Here is a 14,042-nt window from a genome sequence, read left to right as displayed (position 1 = left end):
CCCCCCCCCCCCCCCCCCGGCCCCGACCCCCATCCCCCCGCACGCACCCGAAGGCGCTACGCGCGTGCGCATGCGCACGCGCACGCGCACCCCCGAAACCACCCGTTCAGCCGGGCGCCCAGACAAAAAAATGGCCCCGCCCAATCGGACGGGGACGGGGCCACCACAGACCTCAGCGCCGAGCAACACCCTCCGCCCGCGCCGCCGCCGCCACCGCAGCCGTCACCGCAGGCGCCACCCGCTCGTCGAACGGCGAGGGGATCACGTAGTCCGCGGCGAGGTCGTCGCCGACCACCGACGCCAGCGCCTCGGCCGCCGCGATCTTCATGCCCTCGGTGATCCGGGAGGCCCGCACCTGCAGCGCCCCCGCGAAGATCCCGGGGAACGCCAGCACGTTGTTGATCTGGTTGGGGAAGTCCGACCGCCCGGTGGCCACGACGGCCGCGTACTTGTGCGCGACATCGGGGTGGACCTCGGGGTTCGGGTTGGCCATGGCGAAGACGAAGGCGCCCTCGGCCATCGAGGCGACCGCCGGCTCCGGCACCGTACCGCCGGAAACCCCGATGAAGACGTCGGCGCCTTCCAGGGCGGCCTCCAGCGACCCGGTGATGCCCGCCTTGTTCGTGAAGCCGGCGAGCTCCCTCTTGACCGAGGTCAGATCGTCACGGTCACCCGACACGATCCCCTTGCGGTCCGCGACCGCCACGTCCCCGATGCCGGCCTCGACCAGCATCTTCGCGATGGCCACACCGGCCGCGCCGGCGCCCGAGATGACGGCTCGAAGCTCGCCGATCCCACGACCGGTCAGCTTCGCCGCGTTCCTGAGCGCCGCCAGCGTCACGACCGCCGTACCGTGCTGGTCGTCGTGGAAGACGGGGATGTCCAGCTGCTCCTGGAGCTTGCGCTCGATCTCGAAGCACCGCGGCGCCGAGATGTCCTCGAGGTTGATCCCGCCGAACGACGGCGAGAGCCGGACCACGGTCTCGACGATCTCGTCCACACCCGTGCAGTTCAGAGCGATCGGCACCGCGTCCACACCGCCGAACTGCTTGAACAGGATCGCCTTGCCCTCCATCACCGGGAGGGAGGCCTCGGGTCCGATGTCACCGAGTCCGAGCACCGCCGTACCGTCCGTCACAACGGCGACGACAGACGACTTCCACGTGTAGTCGTGGACGAGATCGGGCTGCTCGGCGATCGCGCTGCACACTTTCGCGACGCCGGGCGTGTACGCCAGGGACAGGTCGTCCTTGTCGCGGACCGGCACGGTGGCCTGCACGGCCATCTTGCCGCCGCGGTGCAGCGCGAACGCCGGATCGAAGGAATCGAAGGGCTCCGCCCCGCCCTCCTGGTCCGTACTGCTGTCGCTGCGAGGATTGACGATCTCCGCTGCCACTTTGTCTTACCCCTTAGGTCTTCATGGTTTGAGGGTGGCCACTCCTGGTTGAGAAGTGGGCGGGCACCGCGTACGGCCCTGATGGTCCTGCACCCGCACGGGGTACGTACGGGCCCTACGCGACGGGCGCGCCGCACACGCGCCCTGAGCCCCGGATGAGGGGTGTAAAGAACCTTCTTACCGGACGGGCCGCCCGCCGACGAGTCCAATACGTGCAAGGTCACATGGCGGAGCGGGATCGTCCCCATATCGGTGACACACCGGTGACATGCATCATGGGACATATCGGCCCAAACCTTCAAGATCGGCTTGACGGACGTTCGGACGTCGATCAACCGGCGCCGACCCGCGCCGGACCGAGGTCCGCATCCCGCGACATACCGAAGATATTGCGGCCGGAAGGGAGGATTCCCGTAGATGGTGCGGTCGTGATGTACCGAACTGGTGCGGTTCGGGGGTCGCCCGTTATCCGATTTTGACATGGCTGCGCCCCTGAATGCCTTAGTCCGAATGGCAAGATGCCGTCATCACACGAGGTCGCGACACTCGAAGACGTGTGCTCTCGTCGACCCAGGACCAAAGGCACCTGCCGACCCCATCAGCAGGTGTCCGCCCCAATGGCAACTCCACCCATCCGCCGGAGGAACCCACAATGACCGCAAGCTCCACCCGTCGTACGACCGCCGCGCACTCCCGGCTAGCAGCGGTCGGTGCGATCGCGGTCGCAGGCGCTCTGCTACTCACCGGCTGCGGTGACCAGACCGAGGACAGCGGCTCGGGCAGCACCGACACCACCTCGGCGAGCGCCGCCCCGCTGGCCGACAAGCTCCCGAAGGCGATCCGTGACGCGGGCGTCATCAAGGTCGGTTCCGACATCGCCTACGCGCCGGTCGAGTTCAAGGACAGCGCCGGCAAGACCGTCGGCATCGACCCCGACCTCGCGGCCGCCATGGGCAAGCAGCTCGGCGTGACGTTCAAGTTCGAGAACGGCACCTTCGACACCCTCATCACGGGTCTGCGCTCGGACCGGTACGACATCGCCATGTCCGCGATGACCGACACCAAGGACCGCCAGGAGGGTGTCGACTCGGACACCGGCAAGAAGGTCGGCGAAGGCGTCGACTTCGTGGACTACTTCACCGCCGGTGTCTCGATCTACACCAAGAAGGGCGACGACCAGGGCATCAAGACCTGGTCCGACCTGTGCGGCAAGAAGATCGTGGTGCAGCGCGGCACGGTCTCCGAGGACCTCGCCAAGTCCGAGGCGAAGAAGTGCACCGGCGGCAAGACGATCTCCATCCAGGCCTTCGACAACGACCAGCAGGCCCAGACCCGCCTGCGCGCGGGCGGCGCCGACGCCGGTTCCTCCGACTTCCCCGTCGCCGCGTACGCCGTGAAGACCTCCGGTGGCGGCAACGACTTCCAGCTGGTCGGCGAGCAGGTCGAGGCCGCCCCGTACGGCATCGCGGTCGCCAAGGACAGCACTCAGCTGCGGGACGCCCTGAAGGCCGCGCTGGACGCGATCATCGAGAACGGCGAGTACGAGAAGATCATCACGAAGTGGGGCGTCGCCGACGGCGCCGTCAAGGAAGCCACCATCAACGGCGGCAAGTGACCGCGGCCCGCGGGCACTGAAAGGCAACACCCGTGACTGTTGACATCGACAAGACGGGCGGGCCGGCGGACACTCCGCCGGCCGGCCCGCAGGCCATCAAGGCCATCCCGGTCCGGCACTACGGGCGGTACGTGTCCGCCGTGGTCGCCCTCGCCGTGCTGGCCGGCATCGTGTACGCGTTCTCCCAGGGCAGGATCAACTGGGGGGCGATCCCGGACTACTTCTTCAACGACCGCATCCTCAGCGGCGTGGGCAAGACGCTCTTGCTCACGGTGCTGTGCATGCTGATCGGCGTCGTCGGCGGCATCCTGCTGGCGGTGATGCGCCTGTCGAAGAACCCGGTCACCTCGTCCATCGCGTGGTTCTACATCTGGTTCTTCCGCGGCACCCCGGTCCTGGTCCAGCTGATCGTCTGGTTCAACCTGGGCCTGGTCTTCGAGTACATCAACCTCGGGCCGTTCTACAAGAACGAGTGGTCGGACTTCATGACCCCGTTCCTGACGGCGCTGCTGGGCCTCGGCCTCAACGAGGCCGCGTACATGGCGGAGATCTGCCGGGCCGGTCTGCTCTCGGTCGACGAGGGCCAGACCGAGGCGTCGCACGCGCTGGGCATGAGCCACGGCAAGACGCTGCGCCGGATCGTCGTCCCGCAGGCGATGCGCGTGATCGTGCCGCCCACGGGCAACGAGGTCATCAACATGCTGAAGACGACCTCGCTGGTGTCGGTGGTCCAGTACTCGGAGCTGCTCCGCGTCGCTCAGGACATCGGCCAGACCTCCGGTGCCCCGGCCGAGATGCTGTTCCTCGCCGCGGCCTGGTACCTGGTGCTGACCTCGATCTTCAGCGTCGGCCAGTACTACCTGGAGCGGTACTACGCCCGCGGTGCCAGCCGCAGCCTGCCGGCCACGCCGCTCCAGAAGATCAGGGCGAACCTGCTGTCCCTGTCGAGCCGTTCGAAGTCGGCGGGAGGTAACGCATGACCGCCATGGTGAAGGCCGAGGGCGTCCACAAGTCCTTCGGTCTGGTCGAGGTCCTCAAGGGCATAGACCTCGAAGTGAAGTCCGGCGAGGTCTTCTGCCTCATCGGCCCCTCCGGATCGGGCAAGTCGACCTTCCTCAGGTGCATCAACCACCTGGAGAAGATCAACGCGGGTCGTCTGTACGTCGACGGCGACCTGGTCGGCTACCGCCAGAAGGGCGACAAGCTGTACGAGCTGAAGGACAGCGAGGTCTCGGTCAAGCGCCGCGACATCGGCATGGTCTTCCAGCGCTTCAACCTGTTCCCGCACATGACGGCCGTCGAGAACATCATGGAGGCGCCGGTCCAGGTCAAGGGCGTGAGCCGGGCCCAGGCCCGGGAGCGCGCGCAGCAGTTGCTCGACCGGGTCGGCCTGGCCGACAAGGCCTCCACCTACCCCTCGCAGCTCTCCGGTGGCCAGCAGCAGCGCGTGGCGATCGCCCGTGCGCTGGCGATGGACCCGAAGCTGATGCTCTTCGACGAGCCGACCTCGGCGCTCGACCCGGAGCTGGTCGGTGACGTCCTGGACGTCATGCGCGACCTCGCCGAGTCCGGCATGACGATGATCGTCGTCACCCACGAGATGGGCTTCGCCCGGGAGGTCGGCGACAGCCTGGTCTTCATGGACGACGGCGTGGTGGTCGAGTCCGGCAACCCGCGGGACGTCCTGGCGAACCCGCGGCACGAGCGGACGCAGTCGTTCCTGTCCAAGGTGCTGTAGCAGGCGCAAGGTGAAGGGGCGGTACGGGATTCCCGTACCGCCCCTTTCCGTACGCTCAGGCGCTACGCCAAAGCCTTCTGCCGCTACTTCACGGCGAGCAGCAGCGTGTCCGACGGGGAGCACCACACCGGACGCGCCTCCCCGAAGCCCTTCTCGCGCAGCACGCGCGCGTGCCACGCGGCGGACGGCATGTCGCCGTCGGCATGGTCGCCGTAGATCTCGAAGCGCCGGGCGGTGGGCCCGGCGAGGACGGGATCCTTGGCGGCGACCTGCCACCACTGGGACCAGTCGAGGGCGCCGTCGGACTTGGCCTGTTCCATGGCCGCGTGCCGCTGCGCGCGCTCGGCCGCGTTGATCCGGGGCGTGGTGTCGTCGATCATGTGGTCCGCGTTCATGAAGACACCGCCGTCGCGGACGAGTTCCGCGACCTGACCGTAGAGGGCCGCGAGGGGGGCGCTGTGCAGCCAGTGCAGGGCCGTGGCGGTCAGGACGGCGTCGTACGAGTCGTACGGCAGCCTGGCGGGCCAGTCGGGGTCCTTGAGGTCGGCGGTGACGAAGGTGACGCGCTCGTCGTCCGCGAAGGTGCCCTCGGCGATGGCGAGGAGTGCCGGGTCGAGGTCGACGCCGGTGCTGGTGGCCTGCGGGAACCGGGCGAGGAGCCTGGCCGTGATACTTCCCGTGCCACACGCGAGGTCCAGGACGCGCGGGGTGGTGCCGACGAGGGCCTCGACCATGTCGAGCATGATCCGGAAGCGTTCCTCCCGGTCGGGCATGTACCACTCCTGCTGCCGGTCCCAGCTCCTCTGCCAGGCCTGCCAGTCGGTACCGGCAGTGGTGGTGTGCGTGTCCGTGTCCGCCATCGAGCCCCTCCGTCGCATACGTGACGTAATACCCTGGATGCACGATCGGCCGTTACCCGACCGCACCACGACCATAGAACGCCTCCGTAAGGACTACAAGTGGAACTGGCCTATTACTCGGATTACGCCGTACGCCTCGTCAACAGCGAGGAACCGGCCCGGGGCAAGGACGTGCTGACCTCGGTCGAGGCAATCCACGACCTCTTCGGCGGCAACGAGGGAGTGGCCCGGCGCGCCACGGACGCGGACGTCACGCGCTTCAGGAGCGTACGGGCGCGGCTCCGGGCGGTCTTCGAGGCGGCGGACACGGGCAACGAGACCCTGGCGGTGGACCTGTTGAACTCCCTGCTGCTGGAGTTCCCGGTGAGCCCGCAGATCTCCGGCCACGACTACCGGGACGACGAGGGCCGCCCGCTGTGGCACATGCACCTGGCGGACCACCCGTCGAACGCGACCGCGGGCTACGCGGCCATCGCCGCGATGGGCCTCGCCTTCCATCTCACGGAGTACGGCGTCGACCGCCTCGGCCTGTGCGAGGCGGCCCCCTGTCGCAACGCCTACCTCGACACGTCCACGAACCGTTCCCGGCGCTACTGCTCCGACCGCTGCGCGACCCGCGCCAACGTGGCGGCCTACCGCGCCCGCAAGCGCCTGGAGGCCGACCGGTCGGAGAAGACCGGCCTCGCGGCCGACAGCGCCCAGCGCACCGCGGCGAACGGCGAACGCTGATCCGGCCTGCGCGGCCGGTAGCGGAAGCGCACCTTGCCGAGCACCAGTTCGTCGGGGACGGTCCCGTAGTCAGTGCTGTCGCCGCCGGCGTACGCGTTGTCCCCGAGCACCCACCAGCCGCCCTCCCGCCGCTGCACGGCCCGCTTGACGACGAGCAGGTCCTGCTGGAACGGATGACGCAGGACGACCACGTCGCCGGGCCGGATCCTCGCGCCCCACTGGACGACGAGCTGATCCCCGTGGCTGAGCGTGGGCACCATGGACGGCCCGGTCACCTCGGCCAGCCCAAACGGCAGTACGGCACCCCCGCGTTCGGTCTCCTGCGACAGCTCCGGCATCCCCGGCACCTCCCCGGTCCGTTCCTCCACCAGTCTCAGTCTGACCCCGGACTTTTGTCCTAAGCCCATGGGGGCACTCGCGAAAACGCTTCTCTCGGGGAGTAATGTCGCACCTGAGAAGACGATCACGAGGAAGGATTGCGCATGCTTTCCCGCCTGTTTGCCCCCAAGGTCAAGGTCAGCGCCCACTGCGACCTGCCCTGCGGCGTGTACGACCCGGCCCAGGCCCGCATCGAGGCGGAGTCGGTCAAGGCTGTCCAGGAAAAGATGGCCGGCAACGACGACCCGCACTTCCAGGCGCGCGCCACCGTCATCAAGGAGCAGCGTGCCGAGCTCGCGAAGCACCACGTCTCCGTGCTGTGGAGCGACTACTTCAAGCCCCCGCACTTCGAGAAGTACCCGGAGCTGCACCAGCTGGTCAACGACGCCCTGAAGGCCCTCTCGGCCGCCAAGGGTTCGACCGACCCGGCCACGGGTCAGAAGGCCCTGGACTACATCGCCCAGATCGACAAGATCTTCTGGGAGACCAAGAAGGCCTGATCTTTGATCACGCCGCACGACCTGCGATGCCTTTGGTCGCCTGGTCCACTGCCCGCACCCGGTCCGCAGGCCGCCGACAACGGCGCCACCGACGGTCCGGGTGCGGTCTTCTTTGCCCGGCGGGCACAGCTCCATCGCCCTTCCCACAGCGGCAGTTGAGGGGGCGCCGGTTCCCTGTCGGTCGGGGTCGGAGTCCGACGACGAAGTCGTCGACCGTGCCGGTCATCCGCAGGGTCGTACACCTACCGCCGCGGCGGCCAGCAACACCATCGATCAGCCGCAGGGCGGACGCTGGTCAGCGCAGTACGAGCAGGACGGCCAGCGCGATGAGCAGCGAGTCGATCCGGTCCAGCAGACCGCCGGAGCCGGCCAGCCAGCTGCCGGAGTCCTTGGTCTGCACCCCTCTTTTGATCATGGATTCGAGGAGATCGCCGACCGGGCCGCCGACCGCCACCGCCACCGCCATCGGCCAACTCGGCGCGGACAGCACGGCGAGCACCGCGAGGCCGGCCGCGGCCCCGGCCAGGGTCCCGCTCCACCGCTTGGCCGGTGACAGGGGCGACAACCTCGGCCCGCCGAGCCTTTGACCGGCGAAGTACGCCACGATGTCGGCGATCGAGACCGCGACGAACAGCGCGAGCGCGCTCGCCCCAAGCGGCACGAGGGCGGCCAGCACACTCAGCCAGGCCAGCCCGAGCAGGCCGGCGCCGAGCCGGTGCAGGCCGTGGTCGGCGTCGCCGGCCAGGAGCGGCACCGCGGCCACCGCGAGCGCCCCGATCGCGGCCACACGGAGCACCTCTCCGGGCGCCAGCCAGGCGGCCAGCACGACGCCCGCCACCGCCGCGGCCAGCACCGCCCGGTCCCACCGGCCCAGCCGCATCAGCGCGCCGAACTCCATCACGGCGATCACCCCGACCACGATGGCGATGGCCGCGGCGCCCGGCCGGCCCCACCAGAACGCGCCGGTGATCAGCGGCACTCCGACCGCCCAGGCACACCACCGGATCAGCAGTTCACGGCGCCGGGACACCGCCACTGCGACGCCGCCCAGCGCCAGCGCCCCACCGAGGTAGGGCGCCAGGGAGGCCACGGTGATCACCGGGCGGATCCCGCGGCGGGAACGCGCCCGGACCGGGTGACGGGCGAGGCCGAAGGCGGCCGCAGTACGTCCAGGGCCTCCCGGAAAGCGGCCACGATGCGCGCGTTCTCGGCGGTGTCCTTGACCGCGGTGCGTACCGTGCGCCCCTGGTACTCCGGCGACAGCGGCGACAGGTCGCGCAGGTAGACGTCGTGGCGGCGGCACTCGTTCACCACTTGTGCGGCACTCGGTCCGCCGGACGGCAGGGTCACGGTGAGGAAGTTCGCCACGCCCTCGTCGACCACCACGCTCTGGTCCAGCCCGGCGAGCCCGGCGGCCAGTTGCCCTCGCAGCGCGTGGGTGCGAAGCCAGCAGGCGCTGTAGTACGCCGGGTCGCGCAGGGCTGCCACGGCGGCCAGTTGCGCCGGAAGGCTGACCGGCCAGGGCGGGGTCCATCGGCGCAGCCGGGCCGCGGTGTTCGGCTCGGCCACCAGGTAGGCCGCCCGCATGCCGGACAGCGCGTACATCTTGGACAGTGAGGTGCAGACCACCACCCGCGGGTCCGTCGCGGCTAGCCCGGCAAGTGACTCGGTCGGGTCGACATAGCCCAGGTAGGCCTCGTCGATCCACCAGCGGGTTCGGGCCGGCGCGGCTTCGATCACCGAGCGCAGCTCCGCGGCCGGCGCGTGGCGTCCGGTCGGGTTGTTCGGGTTGACCACCACCACGAGGTCGTAGCGGCCGGAGTCGACAGCGGCGGACAGCCGGGCCGGATCGATCCGCCAGCCGTCTTCGCGGCGCAACCGGAGCCGGTCGACCCGGCATCCGATCACCCTCTCCGTGACGTGGGCGTACTCGCCGTAGCCCGGGTCCATCAGCAGCACCCTGCTCTCCGGGGTCAGCCACCGGCCGAACGCCCTGAAGATCAGGTCGGAAGAACCGGCGCCGACCGCGAGCGCCTCCTCCGACAGCGCCCGGACCGCGGCGATCTCCGCAAGCAGGCCCTCGGCGCCGGTCGGCGGCGAGGTCCGGGCGGCCCAGGCCGGGTCCTCGACGAGGGTCGCCCGCACCCCGGGGGCCGGCGGGAACCAGGCGTCCAGCACGTCGGCCGCGACCACCTCGAGGCGCCGGTGCAGAGTACGGAAGTCCGTGCCGATGGCGGTGAACGAAGCGCCACCGTGTTCGCAGCCGTCCGGCCGGGGTGCGAACGGCACGTCGAGCCGCCAGTCCACCTCGCTTCGCAGACGCTCCAGCGTGGTGCGGTGACGGTCCGTCGAGATCTTCGTCAGCTCGGTCACGCTGCCGGTGAGCACCTCGAAGGTCACCGCGCCACTGTGGACGGTACGGCCGACCGGGCGCAGGCCCGCGGCCAGGTACATGTCGAGCAGTTCGGTGCGTCCCATCGCCACCACCCGGCGACCGCCCCGGGCGGCGATCCAGCGCAGCGCCGCGTACATCAGCAGCGGTGCCGCCGCGGAGGCCCGCCAGCGCGGCTCGACGGTGAGGATGCGCACCTCGAACAGATCGCCCTCGGCCAGCAGCGGCAGCTCGTCGCGGGTCAGGTACTTGTCCAGCCCGAAGCGCCCCAGCCAGGGAGGAGTCAGGCTGACGAAGCCGATCCGGGTGGCGCCTCGCGCCGCGACCAGATAGACGTTCTCGCCGTCCAGCCCGTCACTCAGCCGCCCGGACGGATCCGGCGGGTGCTGGCCCAACTCCTGTGCGTACACCCGATGACGCAGTTCGTGGATCCACTCCAAATCCTCCGGACCGGCAGCGCGCAGCTGCAGTTCACGACCCATAAGAACCTCTTCCGTGGCGGCGTGGATTGCAGCATGGGGAACGCGGACCGGCCGCACCAGAGGCGAGCGACACGATCGGCCTGGGTACGCGTACTCAGGCGCGGGCGTCGCGCGTGTGCTCCGCGCGGGGCTCACCCTCCGACGGCCGCCCCGTCTCCCCCGCCTACCGTCTCCCCCGCCTACGATCACCGCATGAGCATCCGCTGGACGTACGCCTTCATCGACCGGCCCGCCCAGGGCCTCGACCGGGCCCAGGAGTTCTGGACGGCCGTGACGGACACGCGGCTGTCCGAACCCCGGGGTGACCAGGGCGAGTTCGCGACTCTCGTGCCGGACGGCGCCGACGCCTGCGTGAAGGTCCAGGGCGTCACGGAGGGGGCCGGCGGCGCGCATCTCGACTTCGCGGTGGACGACGTGGCCGGGTTCGTGGAGTCGGCGGTGGCGTGCGGGGCGGCCATGGCGGCCGAACACGAGGGGTGGGCCGTGCTGCGGTCGCCCGCGGGACAGCTGTTCTGTGCCGTTCCGTGGCAGGGGGAGGCGGTGCGGCCGCCGGTGGTGCGCGGCAGCCGGCTCGACCAGGTGTGTGTCGACGTCCCGCCGTCCGCGTACGACGCCGAGGTCGCCTTCTGGGGCGCGCTTCTGCCGGACTGGCAGTCCCTGCCCGGCTCGCTTCCCGAGTTCCACGTGGTCAAGCCGCCGCCCGGGCTGCCGGTCCGCGTCCTCCTCCAGCGCCTGGACGAGGAGCGGCCTCTGACCGCCCATCTGGACCTGGCCTGCGCGGACATCGCGGCGACGGCGGCCGAGCACCAGCGGCTCGGTGCGGAACTCGTCTCCCACGGCCGCCACTGGACGGTCATGCGCGACCCGGCGGGCGGCACGTACTGCCTGACGGGCCGCGACCCGCAGACGGGCGGACTGGCGCGTCCCTAGCCGGCGCGCCACACCTCCACGTCCACCACGGCCTCCACCGGGATGGGCCCGTACACGTGCGGGAACTCCTCGGCGCCGGGCTCCGGTGCCTCGTACTTCAGCTCCGCGTCGAGCCGCTCGGGGTCGACGACGAGGACCACCAGGTCGTCGGGGCCGTCGTAGGAGCCGTACAGAAAGGCGGCCACCCGCGGGAGTTGGGCCCGAGTCGAGCAGTGGATGAAGCCCTCCTCCTGGAGGGTGCGGCCGCGGGTCGAGAGCTCGTACGTGCCTCGCGCGCGGGCCGCTTCCCACAGGGAACGCTCGGTGAGGTGAAGAATGGGCGTCGAGGTGCTCATGGGATCACGTTACGGCCTCAGACGGGCCGCCCGCGCCTGCAGATAGCGCTGCTCCGGCAGGCTCAGGGTCCTGGCGGCGGCCGACTCGTAGGCGGCGCGGGCTTCGTCGTACGAGCCGGCGCGTTCCAGGAGGTGGCCCCGGACCGCGTCCAGACGGTGGCCCGTGCGCAACGCGTCCTTGAGAGCGTCGAGTTCGGCGAGCCCGGCCTGCGGGCCCCGGACCATGGCGACGGCGATGGCGCGGCCCAGCCGTTCGACGGGACCGGGGACGAGGCGCACGAGGACGTCGTAGAGGCCGAGGATCTCCCGCCAGTCGGTCGCCTGAGCGGTCGGCGCCTCGTCGTGCACGGCGGCGATGGCGGCCCGCAGCTGGTAGGGGCCGGCGGGCCCGTGGCTGAGCGCGTGGGTGACCAGGGCGACGCCCTCCTCGATCGCGGCCTTGTCCCAGCGGTCGCGGTCCTGTTCGTCGAGGGGGATCAGCTCGCCGTGCGGTCCGGTGCGGGCGTCGCGGCGGGCGTCGGTGAGCAGCATCAGGGCCAGCAGACCGGCCGTCTCGCGGTCGTCGGGGAGGAGGCGGTGGACCGTGCGGGTCAGGCGGATCGCCTCGCCGGCGAGGTCGCGCCGCTGGAGGGCCGGTCCGGAGGTCGCCGTATGGCCCTCGTTGAAGATCAGGTAGAGGGTCTGCAGGACCGCGGGCAGGCGCGCGGCCCAGTTGTCCGGCCGCCCGAAGCGCACGCCCCGCACCTTCAGCTTGGCGCGGCTGATGCGCTGGGCCATGGTCGCCTCGGGGACCAGGTACGCGCGGGCGATCTCGGCCGTCGTGAGGCCGCCGACCGCGCGCAGGGTCAGCGCGATCTGCGCGGGCGGCGGCAGATCGGGGTGGCAGCACAGGAAGAGCAGGGAGAGGGTGTCGTCCTCCCGGGGCGCCCGGTCCCCGTCTTCGGTGACGAACGCGTCGCGTGGGGCCAGGGCCGCCGCCCGTTCCTCCCGGGCCCGCCGCGCCCGCTCCGCCCGCAGGGCGTCGGTCAGCCGCCGCGAGGCCACCTTGATGAGCCATCCGCGCGGGTTGTCCGGCAGCCCCGCCGAGGGCCACTGCCCGGCCGCCGCGAGGAGTGCCTCCTGTACGGCGTCCTCGGCGGCGTCGAAATGGCCGTACCGCCTGACCAGCGCGCCGAGGACCTGCGGCGCGTGGCGGCGCAGCAGGTCCTCGGTCTCGCGGCTGGCTCTCACGGACGGCTCAGCAGATGTCCCCGGCGCCGTCCAGGATGGGCCGGATCACCACCGGGTAGTTCGGGGCCCCCTCGGGCTGGGGGCAGCGGGTGACACGGTCGGCGATCTCCGTGACCCGCTCCAGGCTCGCGCACTCCAGGACCCAGTAGCCGGCCATCAGCTCCTTGGTCTCGCTGTACGGGCCGTCGGTGATCACGGCCTTGCCGTCGTCGCCGAGTGTGACCGTGCGGGCCCGCGCGGGCTCGGCCAGGCCCTGTCCGTCGATGAACTCGCCGGTCTCGGAGAGGTCGTCGTTGATCGCTCCCATGTAGGCGTACATCGCCTCGAGCTGCTGGGCGTTCCAGGCCGGGGAGTCCGGGGATGTCTTGCCGCGCATCGCCTCGTAGTCCGCCTGCGTGCCCTGCACCATGACCAGGTACTTCATGAGTCCGCTCCTTCACGTCTTCGGCGTCTTCGCCTCGGGCCGCCCGTGGTGGGCGGCGCTCACAGGGGACGTCGGAGCCGGTCGGGGGTTCTCGACAGCCCGGCTCGACTTTTCTGCTTCGGCCGGCCCGGCTCAGGGCTTCTTCGGGGTGGCGGTGTTCGGGGCGGGGGTGCGGTGCGTGTGCTTCTCGTCGGCCGCGGCCTCTTCCGTGGCCTTGTCGACGTACGCCTCGCACTTCGGGTTGCGGCACGGGCCGGGAACCCATACCGGGACCCACGCGCCCAGCGTCTTGTGGCGCCGGACGACTGTATCGACGGGCTGTCCGCAGGCGGGACAGGCATGTGCGTCGCTGTCCATGCCTTCAGCGTAGGGCGAGCGGTGCGTCAGCGCTTCCTGCTGTACGTCCGCACGAGCGCCCCGTTCTTGAAGGTGCGCACCTCGCCGAGCTCGAAGTCGGTGACCGCGAAGCCGGAGCCGAACATCGGCATGCCGGTGCCCAGCACGACCGGGTAGGTCTTGATGACCAGCTCGTCGATCTCGTCGAGCAGTTCGCCCGCGAGCGCCGAGCCGCCGCACAGGTAGATGCCGAGTCCGCCGTCCTCCGCCTTGAGTTCGCGCACCTTGGCGACCAGGTCGTCCGCGATGATCTCGACGTGCGGGTCGGGCGACTCCTTCAGAGTGCGCGAGGCGACGTATTCGCGCAGGTGGGCGTACGGGCTGGTGATGCCGTCCGTGAGCGCGATGTCGTAGCTGGCGCGGCCCTGGACGATCGTGTCGAACTTCTGGTTCGGCCGGTCGTCGATGCCGACGGCCCGGCGGCCGGGGGTCGCCACGGTCTCCGGATACTCGGTGCCGAGGAATTCGAGGAACTCCTCGTCCACGAAGCGGTACATGGTCGACGCGTCGCCGCCCGGGTCTCCGATGAACCCGTCGATGGAGCAGGCGATGAAGTAGGTGAGCTTTCGCAAGCCGGTCTCTTTTCGTAGGCTGCCGTGAACCACTTCAGTTGAAGTACTTCGCTTGTAGTGCTTCA

At 70.3% G+C, this 14,042-nt stretch carries 16 protein-coding genes; 6 read left to right on the top strand and 10 right to left on the bottom strand.

What is annotated here, in order from left to right:
• Positions 1-172: 172 nt before the first annotated feature.
• A complete protein-coding gene (locus tag ACWBNA_RS03655; RefSeq protein WP_383872280.1) occupies positions 173-1,396 on the bottom strand; it encodes an NAD(P)-dependent malic enzyme in 1,224 nt (407 codons plus the stop codon).
• Between the two features lie 652 nt (positions 1,397-2,048).
• On the opposite strand from ACWBNA_RS03655, the gene ACWBNA_RS03650 reads away from it, so the two are divergent.
• Genes ACWBNA_RS03650 through ACWBNA_RS03640 form a run of 3 tightly spaced genes read left to right on the top strand, consistent with a single transcriptional unit; the run spans position 2,049 to position 4,749 of the window.
• The gene (locus ACWBNA_RS03650; protein ID WP_482702197.1) at positions 2,049-3,011 is read left to right on the top strand and encodes an ABC transporter substrate-binding protein; all 963 of its coding nucleotides are present in this window, start codon (positions 2,049-2,051) and stop codon (positions 3,009-3,011) included.
• A gap of 32 nt (positions 3,012-3,043) precedes the next feature.
• Positions 3,044-3,991, top strand: coding sequence for an amino acid ABC transporter permease (locus ACWBNA_RS03645; RefSeq protein ID WP_482702195.1), 948 nt, complete (start codon positions 3,044-3,046; stop codon positions 3,989-3,991).
• Positions 3,988-4,749, top strand: coding sequence for an amino acid ABC transporter ATP-binding protein (locus tag ACWBNA_RS03640; protein ID WP_482702193.1), 762 nt, complete (start codon positions 3,988-3,990; stop codon positions 4,747-4,749). Before ACWBNA_RS03645 ends, ACWBNA_RS03640 begins: the two co-directional genes overlap by 4 nt.
• A gap of 83 nt (positions 4,750-4,832) precedes the next feature.
• On the opposite strand, the gene ACWBNA_RS03635 is transcribed toward ACWBNA_RS03640, so the two are convergent.
• The gene (locus ACWBNA_RS03635; protein ID WP_482702191.1) at positions 4,833-5,609 is read right to left on the bottom strand and encodes a class I SAM-dependent methyltransferase; all 777 of its coding nucleotides are present in this window, start codon (positions 5,607-5,609) and stop codon (positions 4,833-4,835) included.
• 99 nt (positions 5,610-5,708) lie between these two features.
• Between ACWBNA_RS03635 and ACWBNA_RS03630 the strand changes: the two genes are divergently transcribed.
• Complete coding sequence (locus tag ACWBNA_RS03630; RefSeq protein ID WP_482702189.1) at positions 5,709-6,338, top strand: CGNR zinc finger domain-containing protein; 630 nt, start codon at positions 5,709-5,711, stop codon at positions 6,336-6,338.
• Here the strand turns inward: ACWBNA_RS03630 and sodX are convergent.
• Positions 6,242-6,676, bottom strand: a complete 435-nt coding sequence (gene sodX, locus ACWBNA_RS03625; protein ID WP_482702442.1) for a nickel-type superoxide dismutase maturation protease — start codon at positions 6,674-6,676, stop codon at positions 6,242-6,244. The two genes, ACWBNA_RS03630 and sodX, sit on opposite strands and share 97 nt — an antisense overlap.
• A gap of 144 nt (positions 6,677-6,820) precedes the next feature.
• On the opposite strand from sodX, the gene sodN reads away from it, so the two are divergent.
• Positions 6,821-7,216 (top strand): superoxide dismutase, Ni, encoded by a 396-nt coding sequence (gene sodN / locus ACWBNA_RS03620; RefSeq protein ID WP_030928916.1) that lies wholly within the window; start codon positions 6,821-6,823, stop codon positions 7,214-7,216.
• A gap of 295 nt (positions 7,217-7,511) precedes the next feature.
• Here the strand turns inward: sodN and ACWBNA_RS03615 are convergent, their stop codons facing one another.
• Together ACWBNA_RS03615 and ACWBNA_RS03610 are read right to left on the bottom strand one after the other, a co-directional pair.
• Positions 7,512-8,315 carry a phosphatidate cytidylyltransferase gene (locus ACWBNA_RS03615; RefSeq protein WP_482702187.1) on the bottom strand — a complete coding sequence of 268 codons (804 nt, stop codon included), beginning with the start codon at positions 8,313-8,315 and terminating at the stop codon, positions 7,512-7,514.
• Entirely contained in the window at positions 8,312-10,090 is a 1,779-nt protein-coding gene (locus ACWBNA_RS03610) for an aminotransferase class I/II-fold pyridoxal phosphate-dependent enzyme (RefSeq protein WP_482702186.1), read from the bottom strand. The genes ACWBNA_RS03615 and ACWBNA_RS03610 overlap by 4 nt, the downstream gene beginning before the upstream one ends.
• Before the next feature lie 192 nt (positions 10,091-10,282).
• Here ACWBNA_RS03610 and ACWBNA_RS03605 point away from each other — a divergent pair, with 192 nt between their 5' ends.
• Positions 10,283-11,020, top strand: a complete 738-nt coding sequence (locus ACWBNA_RS03605) for a VOC family protein (RefSeq protein ID WP_482702184.1) — start codon at positions 10,283-10,285, stop codon at positions 11,018-11,020.
• Here the strand turns inward: ACWBNA_RS03605 and ACWBNA_RS03600 are convergent.
• From ACWBNA_RS03600 to ACWBNA_RS03580, 5 genes are all read right to left on the bottom strand, one after another.
• Complete coding sequence (locus ACWBNA_RS03600; protein WP_482702182.1) at positions 11,017-11,355, bottom strand: DUF952 domain-containing protein; 339 nt, start codon at positions 11,353-11,355, stop codon at positions 11,017-11,019. The genes ACWBNA_RS03605 and ACWBNA_RS03600 overlap by 4 nt on opposite strands.
• A 9-nt stretch (positions 11,356-11,364) precedes the next feature.
• Positions 11,365-12,585, bottom strand: a complete 1,221-nt coding sequence (locus ACWBNA_RS03595; RefSeq protein WP_482702180.1) for an RNA polymerase sigma factor — start codon at positions 12,583-12,585, stop codon at positions 11,365-11,367.
• Between the two features lie 7 nt (positions 12,586-12,592).
• On the bottom strand, positions 12,593-13,009 hold the full coding sequence (locus ACWBNA_RS03590; RefSeq protein WP_482702178.1) for a YciI family protein: 417 nt from the start codon (positions 13,007-13,009) through the stop codon (positions 12,593-12,595).
• Between the two features lie 132 nt (positions 13,010-13,141).
• A complete protein-coding gene (locus tag ACWBNA_RS03585; RefSeq protein ID WP_482702176.1) occupies positions 13,142-13,366 on the bottom strand; it encodes a hypothetical protein in 225 nt (74 codons plus the stop codon).
• Between the two features lie 26 nt (positions 13,367-13,392).
• Complete coding sequence (locus ACWBNA_RS03580; protein WP_482702174.1) at positions 13,393-13,977, bottom strand: dihydrofolate reductase family protein; 585 nt, start codon at positions 13,975-13,977, stop codon at positions 13,393-13,395.
• Positions 13,978-14,042: the final 65 nt, after the last annotated feature.

It is taken from the genome of Streptomyces sp. Q2 (genome assembly GCF_056820935.1).
Note: the sequence above shows the minus strand (reverse complement) of the source record. Positions and strands in the feature narration are given on the sequence as shown.

What these genes read in the sequence shown, in the direction of transcription:
- ACWBNA_RS03600 (WP_482702182.1), bottom strand. Translation starts at nt 11,355, where the DNA reads ATGAGCACCTCGACGCCCATTCTTCACCTCACCGAGCGTTCCCTGTGG.
- ACWBNA_RS03635 (WP_482702191.1), bottom strand. Translation starts at nt 5,609, where the DNA reads ATGGCGGACACGGACACGCACACCACCACTGCCGGTACCGACTGGCAG.
- ACWBNA_RS03640 (WP_482702193.1), top strand. Translation starts at nt 3,988, where the DNA reads ATGACCGCCATGGTGAAGGCCGAGGGCGTCCACAAGTCCTTCGGTCTG.
- ACWBNA_RS03650 (WP_482702197.1), top strand. Translation starts at nt 2,049, where the DNA reads ATGACCGCAAGCTCCACCCGTCGTACGACCGCCGCGCACTCCCGGCTA.
- sodX (WP_482702442.1), bottom strand. Translation starts at nt 6,676, where the DNA reads ATGCCGGAGCTGTCGCAGGAGACCGAACGCGGGGGTGCCGTACTGCCG.
- ACWBNA_RS03590 (WP_482702178.1), bottom strand. Translation starts at nt 13,009, where the DNA reads ATGAAGTACCTGGTCATGGTGCAGGGCACGCAGGCGGACTACGAGGCG.
- sodN (WP_030928916.1), top strand. Translation starts at nt 6,821, where the DNA reads ATGCTTTCCCGCCTGTTTGCCCCCAAGGTCAAGGTCAGCGCCCACTGC.
- ACWBNA_RS03605 (WP_482702184.1), top strand. Translation starts at nt 10,283, where the DNA reads ATGAGCATCCGCTGGACGTACGCCTTCATCGACCGGCCCGCCCAGGGC.
- ACWBNA_RS03610 (WP_482702186.1), bottom strand. Translation starts at nt 10,090, where the DNA reads ATGGGTCGTGAACTGCAGCTGCGCGCTGCCGGTCCGGAGGATTTGGAG.
- ACWBNA_RS03585 (WP_482702176.1), bottom strand. Translation starts at nt 13,366, where the DNA reads ATGGACAGCGACGCACATGCCTGTCCCGCCTGCGGACAGCCCGTCGAT.